This window comes from Leeuwenhoekiella sp. MAR_2009_132, assembly GCF_000687915.1.
GTDB lineage: Bacteria > Bacteroidota > Bacteroidia > Flavobacteriales > Flavobacteriaceae > Leeuwenhoekiella.
Genome location: NZ_JHZY01000004.1, coordinates 795376 through 815209 on the forward strand (window position 1 = coordinate 795376; position 19834 = coordinate 815209).

General features: G+C 37.4%; 20 protein-coding genes. All 20 read right to left on the reverse strand.

Annotated features, from left to right (window positions below; translation table 11 throughout):
* Positions 1 to 30: 30 nt before the first annotated feature.
* A complete protein-coding gene (locus tag P164_RS11805; protein WP_028376583.1) occupies positions 31 to 924 on the reverse strand; it encodes a DUF3347 domain-containing protein in 894 nt (297 codons plus the stop codon).
* 95 nt (positions 925 to 1019) lie between these two features.
* Positions 1020 to 1394, reverse strand: a complete 375-nt coding sequence (locus P164_RS11810) for a hypothetical protein (RefSeq protein ID WP_028376584.1) — start codon at positions 1392 to 1394, stop codon at positions 1020 to 1022.
* 239 nt (positions 1395 to 1633) lie between these two features.
* The gene (locus tag P164_RS11815) at positions 1634 to 2413 is read right to left on the reverse strand and encodes a zinc-dependent peptidase (protein ID WP_028376585.1); all 780 of its coding nucleotides are present in this window, start codon (positions 2411 to 2413) and stop codon (positions 1634 to 1636) included.
* 14 nt (positions 2414 to 2427) lie between these two features.
* The gene (locus P164_RS11820) at positions 2428 to 2640 is read right to left on the reverse strand and encodes a heavy-metal-associated domain-containing protein (RefSeq protein ID WP_028376586.1); all 213 of its coding nucleotides are present in this window, start codon (positions 2638 to 2640) and stop codon (positions 2428 to 2430) included.
* A 23-nt stretch (positions 2641 to 2663) separates the two neighbouring features.
* The gene (locus P164_RS11825) at positions 2664 to 4922 is read right to left on the reverse strand and encodes a heavy metal translocating P-type ATPase (RefSeq protein ID WP_028376587.1); all 2259 of its coding nucleotides are present in this window, start codon (positions 4920 to 4922) and stop codon (positions 2664 to 2666) included.
* 246 nt (positions 4923 to 5168) lie between these two features.
* Complete coding sequence (locus P164_RS11830; RefSeq protein WP_028376588.1) at positions 5169 to 5489, reverse strand: four-helix bundle copper-binding protein; 321 nt, start codon at positions 5487 to 5489, stop codon at positions 5169 to 5171.
* Between the two features lie 143 nt (positions 5490 to 5632).
* Complete coding sequence (locus tag P164_RS11835) at positions 5633 to 6199, reverse strand: helix-turn-helix domain-containing protein (protein WP_028376589.1); 567 nt, start codon at positions 6197 to 6199, stop codon at positions 5633 to 5635.
* A gap of 253 nt (positions 6200 to 6452) precedes the next feature.
* Positions 6453 to 8237, reverse strand: a complete 1785-nt coding sequence (locus tag P164_RS11840; RefSeq protein ID WP_013073617.1) for an efflux RND transporter periplasmic adaptor subunit — start codon at positions 8235 to 8237, stop codon at positions 6453 to 6455.
* A gap of 68 nt (positions 8238 to 8305) precedes the next feature.
* On the reverse strand, positions 8306 to 8785 hold the full coding sequence (locus P164_RS11845; protein ID WP_013073618.1) for a DUF305 domain-containing protein: 480 nt from the start codon (positions 8783 to 8785) through the stop codon (positions 8306 to 8308).
* A gap of 17 nt (positions 8786 to 8802) precedes the next feature.
* Positions 8803 to 9516: a PepSY domain-containing protein gene (locus P164_RS11850; protein ID WP_028376590.1), complete on the reverse strand. Its 714-nt coding sequence runs from the start codon at positions 9514 to 9516 to the stop codon at positions 8803 to 8805.
* A 2-nt stretch (positions 9517 to 9518) separates the two neighbouring features.
* A complete protein-coding gene (locus tag P164_RS11855; RefSeq protein ID WP_028376591.1) occupies positions 9519 to 12056 on the reverse strand; it encodes a heavy metal translocating P-type ATPase in 2538 nt (845 codons plus the stop codon).
* Between the two features lie 14 nt (positions 12057 to 12070).
* A complete protein-coding gene (locus P164_RS11860) occupies positions 12071 to 13426 on the reverse strand; it encodes an APC family permease (RefSeq protein ID WP_013073621.1) in 1356 nt (451 codons plus the stop codon).
* Positions 13427 to 13500: 74 nt separating this feature from the next.
* Positions 13501 to 13794: a hypothetical protein gene (locus P164_RS11865; protein WP_013073622.1), complete on the reverse strand. Its 294-nt coding sequence runs from the start codon at positions 13792 to 13794 to the stop codon at positions 13501 to 13503.
* Positions 13795 to 13951: 157 nt separating this feature from the next.
* Entirely contained in the window at positions 13952 to 14494 is a 543-nt protein-coding gene (locus P164_RS11870) for a hypothetical protein (RefSeq protein ID WP_013073623.1), read from the reverse strand.
* 71 nt (positions 14495 to 14565) lie between these two features.
* Positions 14566 to 15864: a hypothetical protein gene (locus tag P164_RS11875; RefSeq protein ID WP_231556137.1), complete on the reverse strand. Its 1299-nt coding sequence runs from the start codon at positions 15862 to 15864 to the stop codon at positions 14566 to 14568.
* On the reverse strand, positions 15819 to 16301 hold the full coding sequence (locus P164_RS11880) for a YybH family protein (protein WP_013073625.1): 483 nt from the start codon (positions 16299 to 16301) through the stop codon (positions 15819 to 15821). The genes P164_RS11875 and P164_RS11880 overlap by 46 nt, the downstream gene beginning before the upstream one ends.
* A gap of 18 nt (positions 16302 to 16319) precedes the next feature.
* Complete coding sequence (locus P164_RS11885) at positions 16320 to 16877, reverse strand: potassium channel family protein (protein WP_013073626.1); 558 nt, start codon at positions 16875 to 16877, stop codon at positions 16320 to 16322.
* Positions 16878 to 17134: 257 nt separating this feature from the next.
* Positions 17135 to 17731 carry a DUF4136 domain-containing protein gene (locus P164_RS11890; protein WP_013073627.1) on the reverse strand — a complete coding sequence of 199 codons (597 nt, stop codon included), beginning with the start codon at positions 17729 to 17731 and terminating at the stop codon, positions 17135 to 17137.
* 29 nt (positions 17732 to 17760) lie between these two features.
* On the reverse strand, positions 17761 to 18309 hold the full coding sequence (locus P164_RS11895) for a YceI family protein (RefSeq protein ID WP_013073628.1): 549 nt from the start codon (positions 18307 to 18309) through the stop codon (positions 17761 to 17763).
* On the reverse strand, positions 18302 to 19828 hold the full coding sequence (locus P164_RS11900; RefSeq protein ID WP_028376592.1) for an FMN-binding glutamate synthase family protein: 1527 nt from the start codon (positions 19826 to 19828) through the stop codon (positions 18302 to 18304). The genes P164_RS11895 and P164_RS11900 overlap by 8 nt, the downstream gene beginning before the upstream one ends.
* Positions 19829 to 19834 lie beyond the last annotated feature (6 nt).

Consider the following 19834-nt stretch of genomic DNA (forward strand, 5'->3'; position numbering starts at 1 on the left):
TGATGTCAAAAATTAGATTTTTAATGAACTTCAATTTTTGTTTTTGATGGTTTCCACAACAGAGCCACAGCTTAACATCTGGGACCCGTAATAGGGATTCTTAATAGTGCTGTCCTTACTCAACCAGTTGGCATCCTGCATTGGGCAGTATTGGTAATAGAGGGTCTCTTTAGTTTCGTAAAACGAAATGATATCGTGCATACTTTTTGAAAGTACTTTGAACGTTTCCCGTTGCTTGCCAATATCCTTGTTGGTTGAAATGCTTTTTGCGGCATTCACTAAAGATGGCATTACCTTGGTTACAGCGGTTTGCTCTTCTACTTTTAACGATTCTATTTTTAAGGCCTTCAATGCGATTAACAATTCCGATGCATTCGCTGCTGCAGTTGTGGCATTGGTTTTAACCAAGGCATCTTTTACGGCAAAATAACTGGTGAACAATGCGTCCAACGTATTTGTTTCCTTCATTTCAGACATAGCCATATCTGTATGTTTTTCATTAGATGGCAAATTCATATCCATTCCCTCCCGTCCGGCAGGCGGGTTCATTTCAGTGTGGTCCATAGCCATTACTGGCTCTTTTTTTTGCCTTTCGTATTTACAACATTTCGCAAGTTGTGCATACGCAGCATCTGGCGCTAAATATTCGTCGTTGTCATAACCTGCCAACGCGATGCGTTTTAATATTTCATCTCGATTTGTTTTTTTGGAATCGAAGGTTATTTCTGCCATTTTGCTGTCTTTGTTCCAGTTCACTATGGCGACGTTTTTAAGGTTTCCTGCTTTTTCTATGGACGTTTTGCACGTATCGCAGTTACCGAGAATTTTTACGGTTTCTGTTTTAGGATTTTTTATTTGGGCGAAGCCCGAAGTGGCTGATAGTACTACCGAAAGCACTATCAATATGTTAAACATTGATTTCATTTGTAAAAAGATTTAATTTGTTTGATAAAGTTGAATATTGAAAACAAGAGATTTGTTTTCAATTTGACATAGCTATGGCTATCGAGTTATTCGTACTAGCTTAATTGAGGGGGTGACCAAATCTGGAAATAGCCAGGTTTAGATTGTTGTTTTGCGTAGTTCCAAAGGTTTTTGAAGGTGTCAACACTAATAGGGTTTATCTCGTCCGCTGTTGCAGAGAAATTTATTGGTAATGGTGTAGTAGATGGACAGTGACAGGCAAGATTACCGCAAGTGCCATCGCAATCTTTTTCTTCTTTGTCCTTATTTTTATGATTTTTACAACAATCGCTATTGGAATGTTCCGCGTTATCTGAACAACAGCTTTTTGCAGATTGATGGGTAAGGTCAATATGCGCAAATACACTCGTGGGCACTAAAAATATGCCCAGGGTAATTATCATAATCGCTATTTGAATCTTCTTTCCCATTCTTGAATAATCGAGCAAATGTAATGAAAAATGCAATCAATAATACAGATTGCTTTTTTGATGGCTCAAATTTAAGTTTTATTTATGAGTTCTATTTTGATTGATTCTTATATCATTTAAATACAGCTATTTACAGCTATAAATTAATGATTTAAAAATTTGAATACAGTTAGGGAAAAAGCTTTCAAAAACCAAAAATCAGTTCTTTCCATTTCATAATTCCAGTCGTTGAAATCCATCTATTTCACATCCGCTAATTTTTGATGGAAGCATTTAACTAACATTTTATAAAGTTCTGGATGTTTCTTTTTGAGCAAATCTGGGCGCTCGAAGAAATATTCTGAAGCTACTGCAAAGAATTCTGCTTGGTTTGTACCACCATATTTTCTGATATCAGAATGGTTGTCGTTTATGGCTTCTATTTCCTTATGAATTAAATTCAGCCAAGGTATTGCATATTGATGTTCTAATAATCGCTCTGGAACGCCATCTGTTCTATCATCCAGCTTATCAATAAGGTGTACAAATTCGTGTATGCCTGTATTGCTTTTATCTGTTGTGTTTCTAAAACCGTGATACAATGCTTTTTTAGATAAAATCATTTGTTTCTCAAAACGTCCGTTCCCGACTATCCCACCAATATTGCGCGAGTTATCCTTACTGCTAAATTGCATATCTTCATTAAAATTATCTGGGTATAAGAGGATTCCACTTAAATTAGTGTAATGCCATTCTTTAAAGCCGAAAACAGGAATTACCGCACTTGCTGCAATTAAAATTTTGTCTAATTCTTCCAATTCAAACTGCACGCCATCTATATAAACCTCACTTAAAAACTGCATCATTTTTTGTTGAAAAACAAGTTGCCTGCCTTTTGAAAGATTTTTATAATAAAGAACATTCTCCATTAATAATTTGTGCCAATGCTCTGGAAATGGCTTTACGCTATGCCGTTTCTCTTTTCGATAAAAATGAATAGCAAACAGAAGAATCACAACCAAAATTAAAATATAAACCATATTATAGCGAGGTATTAATCTACAGGTTCCGCTTTAAAGCCTACCTTTTGCAAGGTAGCCTTTACATCTTCTTCTGAAGCACCATCGCTTTCTATGGTTAAAATTTTATCAGGATTAGCGGTATCCACTTCCCAACTTTCGACACCTTCTTGCTTGTTTAAAAAAGGGGTCACTTTTGATACACAACCACCACAATTGATATTTGTTTTAAATTTTAAAGTTTTCATTGCATTTGAATTTATAATTAATATTAAAGTTTTACTCCTTTAAGCCTTAAACTATTTAGAACTACAGACACGCTACTGAAAGCCATTGCCATTCCTGCTATCATTGGGTCTAATAAGAACCCATTTACGGGATACAAAACGCCTGCTGCAATTGGAATACCAATGAGATTATAAATGAATGCCCAAAATAGATTCTGACGTATGCCCAACACCGTTCTTTTTGATAATTCCAGCGCTTTTGGGATGGATCGTAAATCTGATGTTATCAAGGTCATTTTTGCTACGTCCATCGCTATATCTGAACCTTTTCCCATTGCAATACTCACATTGGCTTGCGCCAAAGCCTGGGAATCATTAATACCATCGCCAACCATTGCGACTATCTTTCCGTCCGCCTGCAATTTTTCAACAAAAGCTGCCTTGTCCGAAGGCATTACTTCGCCTTGGTAATTTGTTATTCCGACTTGTTTTGCGACAGCAGATGCGGTTTTATTATTATCTCCTGTAAGCATACAAACCTCAATACCTCTTTCCTGAAGCGTTACTATGGCCTTTTCTGAAGTTTCCTTAATCTTGTCTGCAATGGCGAGTATCGCCAGCACTTGTTTTTCATTACCAAAGAATATGACCGTTTTAGCCTGCTCTTCGAGACTTTCTGCTGTTTGCATTAAAGAAGATTCAATTTCAATATTCTTTTCGACCATTAGTTTATGGTTACCCACATAATATTTTGAACCATTCTCTGATTGCGCCTTTACACCTTTTCCTGTAATACTTTCAAAAGAAGCAATTTCAGCTTGTTCAACCTTTTCATTTTTTAAATGGTTGACTACTGCTTCCGCCAAAGGATGTTCCGATTGTGCTTCTATAGCCAAAAGAATTTGCTTGTATTCATTTTGATTTTCAAGGTTATTCTTCCAAATTATATCAGTTACTAAGGGTTTTCCTTCGGTAATTGTACCCGTTTTATCAAGGATAATAGCATTCACTTTATAACCGAGTTCTAAACTTTCGGCATCCTTTATCAAAATATTATTTTCTGCGCCTTTACCAATTCCCACCATAATTGCGGTAGGTGTTGCCAAGCCCAATGCGCAAGGACAAGCGATAACCAACACGGCTACAGAGGTCAACAAGGCTTGTGAAAATGCGTTATCGCCACCAACTGACATCCAGACAATGAATGTAATGATAGAAATGACTAATACGACAGGAACAAATATTCCGGCAATCTTATCAACCAGCTTTTGAACCGGCGCCTTGCTTCCTTGAGCTTCCTGAACCATTTTAATGATTTGTGATAGTAAGGTTTCTCCACCTACTTTTTCGGCAGTAAATTGAAAGCTCCCTTTTTGATTTACCGTGCCTGCAAATACTTTTTCATCAGTTGATTTTTCTACTGGAACAGGTTCTCCCGTAATCATACTTTCATCTACATACGAGCTTCCCTTGGAAACTTCTCCATCCACAGGAATCTTTTCTCCGGGACGCACCAAAATGGTCTGGCCAACTTGCACGGATGAAATAGGAATTTCCTTTTCTTCTCCATTCTCAATGATTTTAAGGGTTTTAGGCTGAAGACCCATTAATTTTTTGATGGCTGAAGACGTATTGGATTTTGCCTTTTCTTCCAATAGTTTCCCCAAGGAAATAAAGGTTATAATTACCGTAGCCGCTTCATAATAAACGTGAGGTTCAATACCACGACTCAACCAAGATTCTGGAAAAAAGGTATTGAATACACTAAAGATAAAAGCGATTCCTGTGCTCAAAGCTACCAAGGTATCCATATTTGCTTTACCGTGTTTGGCTTGCTTGAAAGCATTGATGAAAAAGCTACGACCGAACCAAAAAAGAATTGGAAAAGTTAACACCAAAGAAATCCACTTACCTGGTTCCCATTGCATATAGAACATTCCTAATACAAAAATGGGTAGCGTAAGTATAGCCGACCAGATAGTACGGCTTTTTATGTCCTGATAATGTTTTTGCTGAAGTTCTTGTTGTACTTCCGAAGGATTTTCTGTATCTATAATAATATCATAACCGACCTCGCGAAGTGCATTTTGAAGTTGATTAGGACTCAACGCTTTGTCGTATTCCACAAGAACAGAACTATTAGCGAAATTGACGCTGGCATCAAACACTCCTTCTGTGTGTTTTAAAACAGATTCAACGCTCGCTGCACACGATGCGCAGGTCATTCCCGTAACAGGAAATGATTCTTTTATTCCCTGTTTTTGCTTCTTTTCTTTGGTTTCAAATATGTTGATTGTCTCCATAATCGTATTCATCTTAATACATCACAAATTTTAGGATTTAAAGTTTTTAATATATTACGTTATATGCTGAATGAATTGTAGAATTTGCTTGTTAAGGGTCACCAATATGTAATTTTCCCAAGTTTCCGATACAAACAAGATAACTTATACCCGATTTTTTATAAAACAAAAGACTACAATGTGAGTTGTAGCCTTTCGGAATTTGAGGTTGTTGCACCTCACTATAATGAATTGAGATAAGTTGTATTATTTTAAATATTCGTTACAAGCTTCCTCACATTTTCTACAGGCATCTGCACATTCTTGACAGTGTTTGTGGTCGTGCTTGGCACATACATCAGCGCATTTTTTACAGATATCACGGCATTGTTCTACCATACCTCTAACATCTTTATAATTTGACGCAAGCAAATTTGCTGTTGCACTACAGATTGCAGCACAAGCCCTATCAGTTCTTATACAATCTACCATCATCTTGACGTTTTCTTCGCCAAGACAAGCATCTGCACAGTAATTACAATGTGCTACACAATTGTTTAAAGCTTCGATTAATTTTGAATTTTTCATAAATATATTAGAATTTAAATTGTTAAAAATAGTCCACTACTATAGCGGATATTACTAAAGACAATTTAATGTATGTAATATCGTTTTTTGTTATAAAATATGCCGAATGATTTGTAAAATTTTCGGATTAACAGAATTTAACATCATATTTTATCCAAATATTTACGATTCTGATTTGTGCTTTTTTTAAACTGTGTAGGTGTCATTCCTGTAACCTTTTTAAATTGATTGCTTAAGTATGCAACACTACTATAATGAAGTTTAAATGCTATTTCACTCAAGGTTAATTCATCGTAAACTATAAGTTCTTTAACACGTTCAATTTTCTGGTTTATGATGTACTGCTCGAACGTAATACTTTCTACCGACGAAAAAAGTGAACTTAAATATTTGTAGTCCAAGTGAAGTTCGCCTGTAACAATATCTGCCCATTTGAAATCGAGCTCCTCGGAAGAATGATGGATTTTATCTACAACCAATGTTTTCATTTGTTCAATAAGTTGACTTTTACGGTCGTCAATCAAACTAAAACCTGAATTTTGAAGCGCTTTGGAAAGACTATTTTTTGTGTTGGGACTTAACGATGAAACTAATTTAACCTCCCCCAATTTTATAGAAACATACAGTATTTTAAGTTGTTCCAAAATATTGGAAACTGCTGAGATACATCTTGGGCAGACCATATTTTTAATATGGATAGTCTCATTCATATAGTACTTGTTTCAAAATAATGTTAATCCAGATTTGTATAGAGAATAATAAACGGCAGCTGTTGCAGCAACTACAAAAATCAATACTATCACAACTAAAGCTATAATTTTATCTTTTTTTGGAATATCACTTTTAGGCTGATGTTTCTTTCTGTCATTTTTTCTTCTATTTCTTCTACTCTCACTCATCCTCGTTCTCCTTCAAAAAATCAAGATGACTAATTTAAACTACCCAATTAAGTATAGTTTTAAACTATTGTACGGTTTCTGTTACTTCACCACAGTTTAGCATTGCTTGTCCGTAGTAGGGATTTTGTATTTCTTTTTCCGTGCTCAACCAATATGCGCCTTCATTATTATTTGCCATTGGACAAAAATCTATGTAAATTTCTTGGTTGATGCCAAACGCTTTCATTGCATTTATGAGGTGTGCTGAAAGACTGATAAAATGATTTCTCTGGGTTTTAATATCGGATGTCTGGGCAATTTCATTTGAGGAAGCCTTCAATTCTTTTTCAAGTTGCGCCCAGTGGTTATTCGCATTTTTATCCTTTAGCAAAGCAAGGTCAACTTGTGTTAAACTTTTCTGTAAGGTCTGTGCGGCCGTTTTTGCTTTTTCACTTTGGTCGTTTGTCAATGCTGTTTTAAGCATAATATAATCATCAAAAACTGTTTTGAGCTGCTCTTGGAATTTGGAAGCTACATCCATACGCTTGGCGGCATCAACTGTGTTGTTTAAATTTTCCATTCCCAAATGCCCTTCGTGACCTGTCATTGTTTTACCACCTGATGCATTCATCATAGATTTTTTTCCTTGTAACTGTGCAGCGGCATCTACGGTAAATGTTCCGTTGGTTACCACTTCATCGCCGTTAGAAAGCCCTTCGATAATGGTATAGTTCTCACCATTTTTCGTTCCCAAAGTCACTTCTTGCATTTCAAAAACGGGTTCATTGGGATTGGTCTTTACGTACACCAATGAGCGCTCGCCTGTCCACATTACTGCCGTTGCAGGTATGCTTATCGCAATTTCCATAGTATTGCCTTTTGTCATTGCCACTTTTGCGGTTACGAACATTCCTGGTTTTAATAGATTTTCCTTATTGTTCAATGTGGCGCGCACTGAAACAGTTCTGGACTTTGTATTCAAAGTAGGGTCGATAAATGAAACTGATGCTTCAAATTCTTTATTGGGATAAGCGTTACTAGTGATGGTTACCTTTTGACCTTCCTTCAGTTGCGAGATTTGTCTTTCGTAGGCGTCAAACATTGCCCAAACAGTACCCAAATCACTTACTTTAACAATGGGCTGGCCTTGTTTTACATAGTCGCCTTCTTCTGCCATTTTTTGGGAAACGGTGCCTGAAACAGTTGCATAAATCGGAAAATTTTCCCGCACCTTGCCAGAACTTTCTATTTGGTCTATTTGGCTTTCAGAAAGTTTCCACAATTTTAATTTGTTTCGAACTGCTTTGTATAAACCTGGTTGTGATTCTTTCAGGTCAGAAGCAGTTAAAAGTTCTTGTTGGGCAGCAACGAGCGTTGGTGCATAAATCGTTGCCAACAACTGTCCTTTTCGTACTTCTTCGCCCGTGAAATTGACATTCAACTTTTCAATACGTCCTTCAAAATAGCTTGCCTGTACCGCATTGGCTTCTTCGTTGGCCATTATTTTTCCGGAAAGTGTTATTTTGTTATCGTCGGTTCCTGAAATATTTCCTACAATTGTAGTTTGGATATTCGCCAGTGCCATTGCATTGTCGCTCATTTTTATTTCGTTCATTGCAAGCCCTTCCGCACCAGTTTCGGCGGGAATTAAATCCATACCGCATATTGGGCAGTCGCCAGGTTCTGGTTGCATAATCTGTGGGTGCATTGAACAGGTCCACATTTGATGTTCTTCGGAGTGGTTAACGTCTTCGCTCAAATCTGTTACTTTCTTGCTGTTTACGGAACCTTCCGCAGAAGGGCCAAAAAAGACATAGCCCAAGACCAATCCTATGGCTAAAATTGCGGTATAAATGATGTATTTTTTCATAGTATATTTTTTTATTTCTTTATAAAACCCAACAGATTTTAAGACCAGTTAGGTTTTGGTAATTATTATTATTCTGCTTGCAAACGCTTTATCATTGCTTTCATTTCTCCAATTTCTTTACGTTGTGCTTTGATAATATCATCAGCCAGTTTGCGCACTTCAGGGTCTTTGATATCGGCTCTTTCACTTGTTAAAATTGCAATTGAGTGATGGGGAATCATTGCTTTCATCCACAGAATATCGCCAATGATTGGGCTTTGTGCCCTAACCAAACCAAGTGCGCCTAAAAATAGCACCAAGCTACCTAATAAAATAGCGATGTTCTTTTTCTTGTTTTGATACATTTTCCGCATAAAAAACCACATTATTACTGCCATTGCTGCAATACCCAAACAACTCATATAGAATCTGGTTAAACTAAAATATACGTGGTCTAACGCATAACTATTTAGATACATCGTGATGTACATTGCAATAAAAGATGCGACAAGCATCAAAATAAATTTTGTGTAATTGCCTTTGTTTGTGTGTTGATTTGAATTTTTCATTGTTTTAGAGTTTTTGGTTATGATTTAATTATTTTCTTTTTTAATTTTCTAATGGTTGGCGAGGAGGTGTACCACAGCAGGAATCCGCTTAACACCGTAATCAATCCCAAGAGCGAAAACGCCCTTAATACAATGGTATTGAAATTGTCGCGCGTGTCATAATCCATTGTGTGGGTCATCCATAAAAAGTCGAACCAACGCCACGCTCGATGCCTTACAGTCTGGAATTTTCCGTCTGTTACCGAAACATAAGCATTAAGAGCTTCATCGGTATCATATGAAATAACATAGGCTGGCAATAGCTTTTCCCGATATTCGTGATAGTCGTCCACTTCGGTTATTTTTTCGATGTTGGCGACTTTCAAACCATCTTTCATATAGTTTTTGGCAACAGACAAGGCCTCTTCTTCCGTAATATTTTTTTTTGCTTTCCCAGTTTTTGCACTGTACAATTTTTGATTGTTTATCCAGTAATAAGGCTCGTTGTTGATGTCCCTAATTTCGATACTTCCAATGCCTTCAGGATTGTTTATTTGTGAAGGACTTATTAAATCATCAAAGGCTTTGGGCACGTAATCTAAATTACAGAATTGGTCACCGTGAATGTCGTCTATGTTTGTCCAACTGAAATACATTCCGCTAATGGTCCAAAACAGGAACTGTACCCCCAAAAAGAGCCCCAAATATCTGTGGGTCTTTCGTATTTTTAGTGCGGTTTTCCTTTTCACCATCTTTAAAGTTTTAACGAACGTAACCGCAAAGCGTTCATAATAACGGAAACTGAACTAAAGCTCATTGCCAAAGCCGCTATCATTGGTGATAATAACAACCCGAAAATAGGGAACAAAACACCTGCTGCGATTGGGATTCCTAAAATGTTATATCCTAAAGCCCAAAATAGGTTTTGCTTGATGTTACGCATTACACCGTCGCTCAATTCCCGTGCCTTGACAATACCGTGCAAATCGCCTTTTACCAAGGTTATCATTGCACTTTCAATGGCAACATCTGTTCCTGTTCCCATTGCGATACCAACATCACTTTTTGCCAAGGCTGGCGCATCATTGATGCCGTCGCCTGCCATTGCTACAACTTTTCCGCTGTTCTGTAATTTTTCTACTTCCTGAAGTTTGTTTTCGGGCAACATTCCTGCTTTAAAATCAGCAAGATTTAATTCTTTTGCGACCGCTTGGGCAGTATCGTGATTGTCGCCAGTAAGCATTATTACTGCGATACCTTTGTCTTGAAGTGCTTTGATCGCTTTGGCGCTGGTCGCCTTTATTTTGTCGCCAATGACAACATATCCCACAACTTTTGAATCGATGGATAGGTATGAAACTGTTTTTCCTTGCTTTTGAAAACTTTGTGCTTCGGTTTCCATTTCCGAAGTTAATTCAGCCTTGGCGTATGCCATCATTTTGGAATTCCCTAAATCCACTTTTTTCCCGTTGATGTTTCCTTCAACACCTTTTCCGGTAACTGCGCTAAACTTTTCAGCGCTCAAAAACTCAACATTCTTTTCTTTACCATATTTTACAGTTGCTTCGGCAAGCGGATGCTCGCTTTTGCTGTTTAGGGAAACGATGTATTGAAGCACTTCTTTTTCTGAAAAATTAGTTCCGAAGGCTCCGACTTTTTCAACCGTTGGTTTGCCTTCTGTTATGGTTCCTGTTTTATCGATAATAAGTGTATCCACCTTGTCCATTTTTTCCAAAGCTTCGGCATTTTTTATGAGCACACCATTTTGTGCGCCCTTACCAACACCGACCATAATGGACATTGGTGTTGCCAAGCCCAAGGCACAGGGACAGGCGATAATCAATACTGCAATTGCATTTACAAAGGCATAAACATAGACGGGTTCCGGACCAAAAATAGCCCAAACCACAAATGTGATAATGGAAATAAGGACAACTATGGGTACAAAATATCCCGAGACGGTATCCGCCAATTTTTGGATTGGTGCACGACTGCGACTGGCATTATTGACCATTTGGATAATTTGGGACAGTAGGGTATCTGCACCCACCTTTTCGGCTTTCATCAAAAAAGATTGGTTGCCGTTGATGGTGCCACTGGTAACTTTGTCATTTGCCGCTTTGTTTACGGGAATAGGTTCGCCTGTAATCATAGATTCATCGACCGTTGTACTACCTTCGGAAATCACGCCATCAACTGGAATTTTTTCGCCTGGTTTCACCCGTAGGATATCGCCCAATTTAATGCTATCAATCGTAACCTCTTCTTCCTTGCCATCTTTGACTAGTATGGCCTTGTTTGGCGCGAGCTTTAGCAATTCCTTTATTGCTGAATTGGTTTTGCCGTGGGCACGTGCTTCCAAAACCTGACCCAAGAGCACCAAGGTCAAAATAATAGTGGATACTTCATAATATACGTGAACGGCACCAGATTCTGTTTTGAACTGTGCCGGGAAAAAATCGGGAAAAAGCATACCGAATACGCTGAATAACCACGCTGCGCCAGCACCAATGCCGATTAGGGTAAACATATTGAGGTTCCAGGTTTTGATGCTTTTATAGGCACGTTCAAAGAACATCCACGTAGCATAAAACACCACAGGAATTGAAAGTGCAAGCTGAATCCAGTTCCAGTTTTTTTGCTTCATTACCGTATATAACGGATTATTCGGAATCATATCGCTCATTGCGATTAAGAAAATAGGTAAGGTAAAGGCGACTGCAATCCAGAATTTCTTGAGTAATTTGTTATAGGTCTTTTCTTCGGCTGAACTATCTGCTTCCATTGGGACTAAGTCCATCCCACAGATTGGGCAGGCTCCAGGTTCATCTTTTACAATTTCCGGGTGCATTGGGCAAGTCCATTGTTCAGAAGTTTTTGCAGATAAATTTTGCTCTTCAACTAAATCCATTCCGCAGACAGGACAGTCTCCAGTTTTTTCATATGTTTTGTCTCCCTCACAATGCATCGGACAGTAAAAAGTGCCAGTTCCTTTACCTTTAGGTTTTTCATTTTTTGCTTTCGTACTTCGACTACGCTCAGCATCAACTCCGGCGGTATCGTTTTGATGATGTCGCTCTCCAGATTTGTGGATAGAATAAGTACCACCTTCTTTTTTAAGGGCATCTTGGAATTTCTCAATAGGAATATGTGATTCCATTTCAATGGTAGCTTCAGCTTTTGCTAAATTCACAGTAGCCTTTGAGACACCTTTCACTTTGGAAAGTGTTCCTTCTACGTGATTTCGACAACCATTGCAGGTCATTCCGTGTATTTTATAGGTGTGTTTCATAGTATCTGTTATTTTTACATTTTCATTTGTTCTTTTTCACTGTTTTCCATTCCCATATTCATATTTCCGTCTTTATCTGTATGCGATTTCATAAAAATAAATTGAGAAAGAAAAATGAGGGCAATACCAATTGCAGCAACTATTAGTACAAATGGGTCGTTTACATATTTTAAATAGATAAATGCTGCCAAAATAACAACATCCAACAGTATGGCAATTATTGGAATAATCGGGTTGAATTTTACTTCCTTTTTCAAATATTTAAAAAGTCCCCAATGAATAGCAATGTCCATTATCAAATAGAAAATAGCACCAATGGAAGCTATGCGAGTTAAATCGAACAAAACAGTCAAAAGTATCGCTAAAGAAACAGTAAAAATCAGCGAAGGATTTTTAAGTTGCTTCATTCTGTTCATATCAGGAACTTGTTTCATATTGCTTAACATACCCAACATTCGCGAGGCAGAATATACGCTGGCAATTACACCGGAAACTGTTGCAACAATGGCTAGTAAAATAGTTAGCGTTGAACCCCATTCGCCAAATAGAGGTTTTGCTGCTGCTGCGAGAGCATAATCTTTTGCTATTATAATTTCTTCAATACTCAATCCGCCAGCAACCGATAATGCCAAAACAACATAGATAACCGTACAAACGATTATTGATATAATTATGGAACGCCCTACATTTTTATGAGGATTTTTTATATCGCCACCTTGATTGGTAATGGTCGTAAATCCTTTGTATGCAAGGATAGACAAGGCCAATGCGGCAATAAATCCAAAACCTTCAGGCAGGGATTGGCCATTGGCAGCACTATAAGTACCTGTGATTGTGGGTAAACCAGAAATAACCAATCCTGATATAGCAAGAACTGCAATACCCACTACTTTAATAATTGCAGTAATGGTAGCGGTAGTCTCAATAATCTTGTTACCCGAAATATTGATGATATATGCAGCAACAATAAGCAATACACCCAATGCAGATGCATAACCTTCATATCCTTGCGGAAACAGTCGTAACGCATACGCCCCAAAAGTACCTGCCACTAAACTTTCTGAGACAACCATTGATACATACATCAGCAAAGAAAATGAACCAGCAAGTGTACCTGGTAAATAGGCCTTTGTCAAAAATTTAGCAACACCTCCAGAAGAAGGATAGGCGTTTGAAAATTTAACATACGAATAGGAGCTAAAGCCTACTACAACTGCGCCTGCGATAAAAGCAATAGGAAATAAATCGCCGACTAATTCGGCTATCTGCCCCATTAAAACAAAAATACCTGCACCAATCATTACGCCTGTACCTAAAGATACAGAGCCTAATAATGAGAGCTTTTGGGTATTTATTTTTAATGGTTTCATCTCGAAATTTCTATTTAATCTGATTACAATATTGGTTGCGGGTCACTTTTTATATGTTATATATATGTTTCAAATTACCTTAATTTTTTTCGGATTGCCTCAGAAATATTTTCAGAGTAAACCCCATAAGCATCCACCAATAAGCCTTTTATTCCATTTTTGGAAGAAATGGCATATAGTACACTATTGTCATCTGTGCTACTCATTCCTTCAAAACGATGCATCTCGTCCACCTCAAAATCTTCTGGATGGAATTTCAACTTTAGAGCATTACATTCCAGATGTTTCTCTTTCAAATTGAAATCAACAGTGTAGCCTTTAGCCTGTAAATGAGCCATAGTTTCAGAAAGTGTATCGTAGCTTTTCATATTATAATAGTGCCCGACTTGGGAAGGAGTTTTAACTAATCAACAATGAAAAATTTTCCATTCCCTTCCCACATCAGGACTTATTTTATGTTCTCTTGGCCTGTTTTAAATATCATAAATACTCTTATCATTCTTTTTGAATATAGAAAACACATAGTTATTCCAATTTCAGCACCAATTGTGCAAATTGCACATTTATTGTTTTATCCAAACCTTGCATTAAAGAATCTAACCCCGTATCTGAAACCAAAACCTGTCCCGTTGCACTTATCAGACAAGACATATTTATGCCCTGTTCTATATGGGTAATGGTTGCTTTAAACTGTGATTTATAGGTTTCCCCTTGATATAAAACATCAACCAGCCAATTAAAATTGATAGGGTCGTGCCGTTTTGATAAAAAATCAACGGATGGAATAGTACCTGTAAACCGAAGAATTGCAGGTGCTTCCCCTTCTTGTATAATGGCATTTAATTCAGGAAGGTCTGTTACTAAAGTTTTAAGGTCTAGAACACCATTTACTACTTTAGAATTGTAATCAAGATATAGTGCCAGACTATGGCTTTCTGCCTTGATAGTCTTACCGTCCACCAAAGTCATCATCTCAATATGGCCATCATCGGTTCTATATATTTTTTGAGCCGAAACCTCGAAATATGTTATTAAAAGAACTGCGAACATCAATAGTTTAGTTTTCATAATGTTTATTGTTGCTAATTGTTTTCTATATAAAGTAAGTATAACCATAATCCGCAATTGCCAATTTCAAATCAAACTGATTTTGCTATTTTTTCCATAATTGTAAGGTCTGTACCAAATTTGCAAATCGCATCGCAATGCATCCTCAATTCAGAAAACAAAATATACTTTATATGCATCTTGGAATTTTTGATTACAGGTCGATTCAATTGATGTATGACGTCTTTTTCACGATGGTTTGGAATGATGATATAAAAAACCTCATCGCCATCGGAAATGCTGAAATATAAATCGGACAGTCTTAAAATTCCTGAATAGATACTGGTGCTTTTTTCAACCTCAAAAGCGGCTACTATATTATTGGTTCCCTTTTCAAACCAAAGCACATCAATGAGTTTAATGGTGGTTTGGGTTTCCTTATCGCAAGGAAGCGCTGGAAATGTTTTCATTGAAATGAACGAAAAACTTTGACCGCCAAAAGATTTACTTTTATCGTTGCTGGCAGGTGTAACGTCAAAACCAAGTGAAATGCCGATTTTCAATAAATGGTATTGCATTTCGTCGTGAAGTTTCTCTTCCTGCTTTTCTTCCTGAATTTCCCTTTGCCGTTTTACGATGTTTTTTTCAAATTTGACCCGTTCGGCCTCACTTAAATATTCGTCGTTACCTATGAGCATTTTTTGGGTGCCAATCTCGAAACACAATCCTGCAATTGCGCCTAAATCGTTTGACAGTTCCGTTTTGTTTTTAGTATTGGTTTCTATCAAGATTTCCCTGATTTTCAGATACTCCGTCCAACTTCCCAATTTCTTTTTATCCTTGAACAGAAAATTAAACCCATTTAGTATGGCCGTATTAAATGGTGGAAACCAAGTGGGATGCAAAAAATATAAAATACTTGCTACCGCTGGGCCGAGGCCTTTTACTTTGAGTGCATCCAACTTTACGATTTCCCTTACGACCTGTTCTTCCGTTTTGGCATTAATACAGTTTTCCAAAAATTGACCAAAAGCTATTTTATTGTCCTGATTTTCATAGATATCAGGAATGCGCAGTTTCGGCTTCCAATAAAAAGGATGCGCCACACCCGCAAAAACTTGCTTTTGCTCTGCAATGCTGCCCAACACAAATTCCAGACTGCTTTCCTTAAAATCGTTTGGGAAGGTTTTGTTTTTAATGTCCTCAATCACCTGCAAAACGCCTCTACGGATGGTTCTAAACGCCTTCAATCTCTGGTCATTGTCAACAAACCAAGTATTGTAAACACTTTCCGAGTCGGTTTTATATTGATGGATTATTTGAGGAAAATTGCTCATTGTTGCTGTTATTTCGTGTTTCTTGAAGAGGTATGTGTTTTGATGATTTTCCATTCGCCACCCATCTTTTTTAGGATAGACGTTGCCACGCCTTTTTTGCGAATCGTTCGTGTTTCACCTTTTTCATTTGGGTTAAGCACTATGGTATAAATGTAGGTTTCAGTAGTAAAAGCATAGGGCGCATCTACTTTGGCATCGATTTCATAATCAGAAAAGGTAAAACTTTTAAATTCGCCTAATTCTGGTCCAAGATGATGCTCAATGTAATGTGCATACGTGCCTTCGACTCCACCGGATTCAAATACTTCAGAATCTTCTGCAAATAAATTGAACGTGCCTTCAGTTGTCAAATTTTGAATGGCATCCTTGTAGGTTTTCATCACAGCAATAACCGCTTCCGTATCCGTCTTTGCTTTTGTTTCCTGTGCGTTGGATAAGCTGAAAGTAGCAATGAGAATTGTTACGAGTGCAATTGTTTTAATTGTTTTCATAATTTTAGTTTTTAAAGGTTATTTATTATCAACGTGTATTCTATTAATATTTGCAATGCCAAAGACAAGTACCAAAAAGCTCAAGAAAATTTCCATCATTACCAGCGTTTTTCCCGCAATTGAAATTGGTACAATATCGCCATATCCAACCGAGGAAAAAGTTATCAAGCTGAAATAGATAAATTCAAAAAATTGCAAGAAGAATGAACCATTGAGCGAAGTACTCTCTTTGAAATTTTCAGAATTCAAAATATATAACGCGTGATAATCAGTCGTGAATGAAAAAACAATCAAAACAATCAACACCGCAAATAAAGTTAGGACGTGCGCAAGCTGATGGCTTTCGCCTATTATTTTAGCCAATTGTATGAACGTAAGCCGAACGATAAAAATGGTCTTGATTAGAGCCAAAGCCACAATTAAAATAGGTCGCCATAGGCCATTATCATCTGCTTGTGCCCAAAATATATAACTCAGTGATATAGCGATAACCGCCGTTGCGGTAAGCAATACTTTTTTAAAGAGCTGTCCATAAAACCCATTGCCGTTTGATATATCATTTATAGTTTCTTTCACTATTGATTTTTTTAATACATTAATATTAGTTATATCATTGCAACACCAATAAATAAGTATTGATGCCTTGAAAGGATAGATGAAACTCTAGTGGCCACTCCATAAAAATATACATCCTGAAAATCCAGTATTTACAATAAGATTTTCTTTCACAAAATTTCTAGTGCCTAACAAGGGGGGACTAAAACCAACCATCAACATTGACCCTTCCCTAATTAGGGCTTTTTTTCTTGATATCTTTTTATATCATTTTAAGCTCAGTTTTTTACAGTATTCCCATATTGATATTTTGCAAATATTTTTGCCACCGCCTCCTTAATTTCCTTTTGCTTGTCGGTGGTATTTGCGTGCAGCACATCTGGCGCAAATCCTTGCCAGACTAATTGACGGCGTTTCATATCTATAAGTTCTATGACAACGCCACCTTCTTTGTGTTCTTGAGATGATTGGTAACCGCCATAATATCCATAACCGTAAGACCCGAAATGACCATAACCGTGACCATAAGAAGGAAAATAAGGGTAGCCACCACCTGTGTTTATATCTCTTGTCTGTACAACGATACGGGAATCTACCAATAAATCAGGATTGCTCTTATTCAAGACGTAGCCTTTATTTTCCATTTGTTCCTGAATGGCGCCTTTTAACCGTTTCTTTATCAATGTGTTGAAAAATAACGGTTCGTTTTCCTTGTCGCTGTCCATTTGAAAATCATCGGACCAGTAAAAGGTTTTGTAGGTTCCAAACTGTGCTTCTTGGTCATAATCGGTAACGATGGCCGAAGAAGTGACCGAACAACTTACTGCGGTAATGCTTATTAAAAGGCAGACTGCCAATTTTATTAATGTTCTCATAATCCATTTATTTAATTCAACAATCTATTTTATTTCTTCGTAAGTATTGCATCCACACTCAAGTCGTGCTTGTCATTAACTTTTATAAATACCAAACTTGGGCGTTCCAAATTATAATCGGTAATCAATAAAGACCAAGAAGCTGTTAATTGAATTGTATCTTCTGAAACAAGTTTCAACTCAATAGGAATGGTTATTTCCCGAGTAACTCCGGCAAGGGTGAAATCTCCCTTTGCGTTGAGCGTTTGTGTCGCTTTTTCTTCAAAATTAAAATCGTCCATAAATTTTCCTTCAAAAACAACATTGGGTTTTTTTTCCGCTTTTACCAGATCATACATATGTCCATCCCGTTTTTCATTATCTGTCTTTATGGATTTTACAGGAACCGAAAAGGTCAACGTGCCGTCCTTAAAACCTATGGTGCCCTGTAAATCATCAGATTTGCCGATATAGGAATTAAGTGGCATTTTTGCCTTAAAGGATGCGGTTCCTTCCTTTACTATATAATTTTGGGCCTTTATAGATACATTGCTTGAAAACAACAGTATTATTAACAAATAAATTAAGTTTTTACCCATTACTTTTTATTTTTCGACCATTCAATCCATTTGAGTATAACTCTTGATATGTCTTGGTCTCATTCTCATTGATTCGGCGGACAATATACTTTTTGTCGATACCCTTTCTATTTTCAATACCCATTGATTTTAGCAGTTCCTTAAAACCTTCGATGGTATTTTTATGATAGTTGGCAACTTTGGTTTTTTTATCTTTTACAACAATGGATGCAACTCGGGAAGGCACCATTGTGGTAATTCCCGTAGGGCAGGTATCCAAATTGCATTTTAGCGATTGCACACAGCCCAAGGCAAACATCATCCCTCTTGCGCTATAACAGGCATCTGCGCCGAGCGCCATCATTCTATAGATATCAAAAGCGGATATAATTTTACCAGCTGCCATTACTTTAATTTCATCTCGCAACCCATACTTTTTAAGAATGCCGTTTGCGAAATGGATGGCTTCAATTATTGGCATACCGGCCCAATGTAAGGATTCCATATGGGCAGCACCAGAGCCACCTTCGGCACCGTCAATGGCTATAAAGTCTGGGCAATTTTGCTTTTCGGCAAAGGTTTGAACCATTCTTTCAAACTCATCTTGTTGACCAATGCACAGCTTTATTCCCACAGGTTTTCCTTTAGAGAGTTTTCTCAATTTTCTAATGAAGCGTAGCATTTCAACGTCATTGTCGAATGCCGAATGAAAGGCTGGGGAATGAATTTCCGTTCCCTGCTCCACATCCCTGAATTTGGCAATTTCCTTTGTGTTCTTCTTTGCCGGCAAAATTGCCCCAAAGCCAGGTTTGGCACCTTGCGATATTTTTATTTCAATCATTTTCACTACATCGTTGGTTGCGATATCGGCGAATTTTTTGGCGTCAAAATTTCCTTCTGCATCACGACATCCAAAATAGCCTGTTCCAAACTGAAAGATAATATCTGCACCGTATTCTTGATGATAGGGTGTAAAGCCACCTTCGCCGGTGTTTTGAGCAAAACCTGCTATTTTCGCACCACCGTTAAAAGCAAGGGTAGCATTTTTGCTTATGGAACCAAAACTCATTCCCGCAAGGTTGAGAATGCTGGCAGAGTAAGGTTTTAAGCAGTGGGAACTTCCTATAAGAACTCTAAAGTCGTCATTGATTTGTTTTGCAGGATATGTGGAATGGGTAAACCACTCGCGCCCCACTTTGTCATACGGAATCTGTGTTCCAAAAGGTTGATTTATAAGCGCATCGGCAGCTCTTTTATAGACAATTTCCTTTTGAATTAAAGTAAAGGGTTGCCCTTCGGTACGGTTGAGCAATAATGTTTCCTGAATAACGTGGCGTTGCTCCTCAAGAAGATTTGTGATTCTACCAAGCAAAGGGTAGGTTCTCCTAATATTATTTGATTCTTGAAAATAGTCCACAAGACCGAGAACGAGTAAAGGAAGGATAATCAATCCAATCCACCACAAATGGGGATGCCAAAATACCATAACGATATATGCAGCAACTAAAAATATAGCGGTTATAATAAATCCTTTTCTCATTTTTCA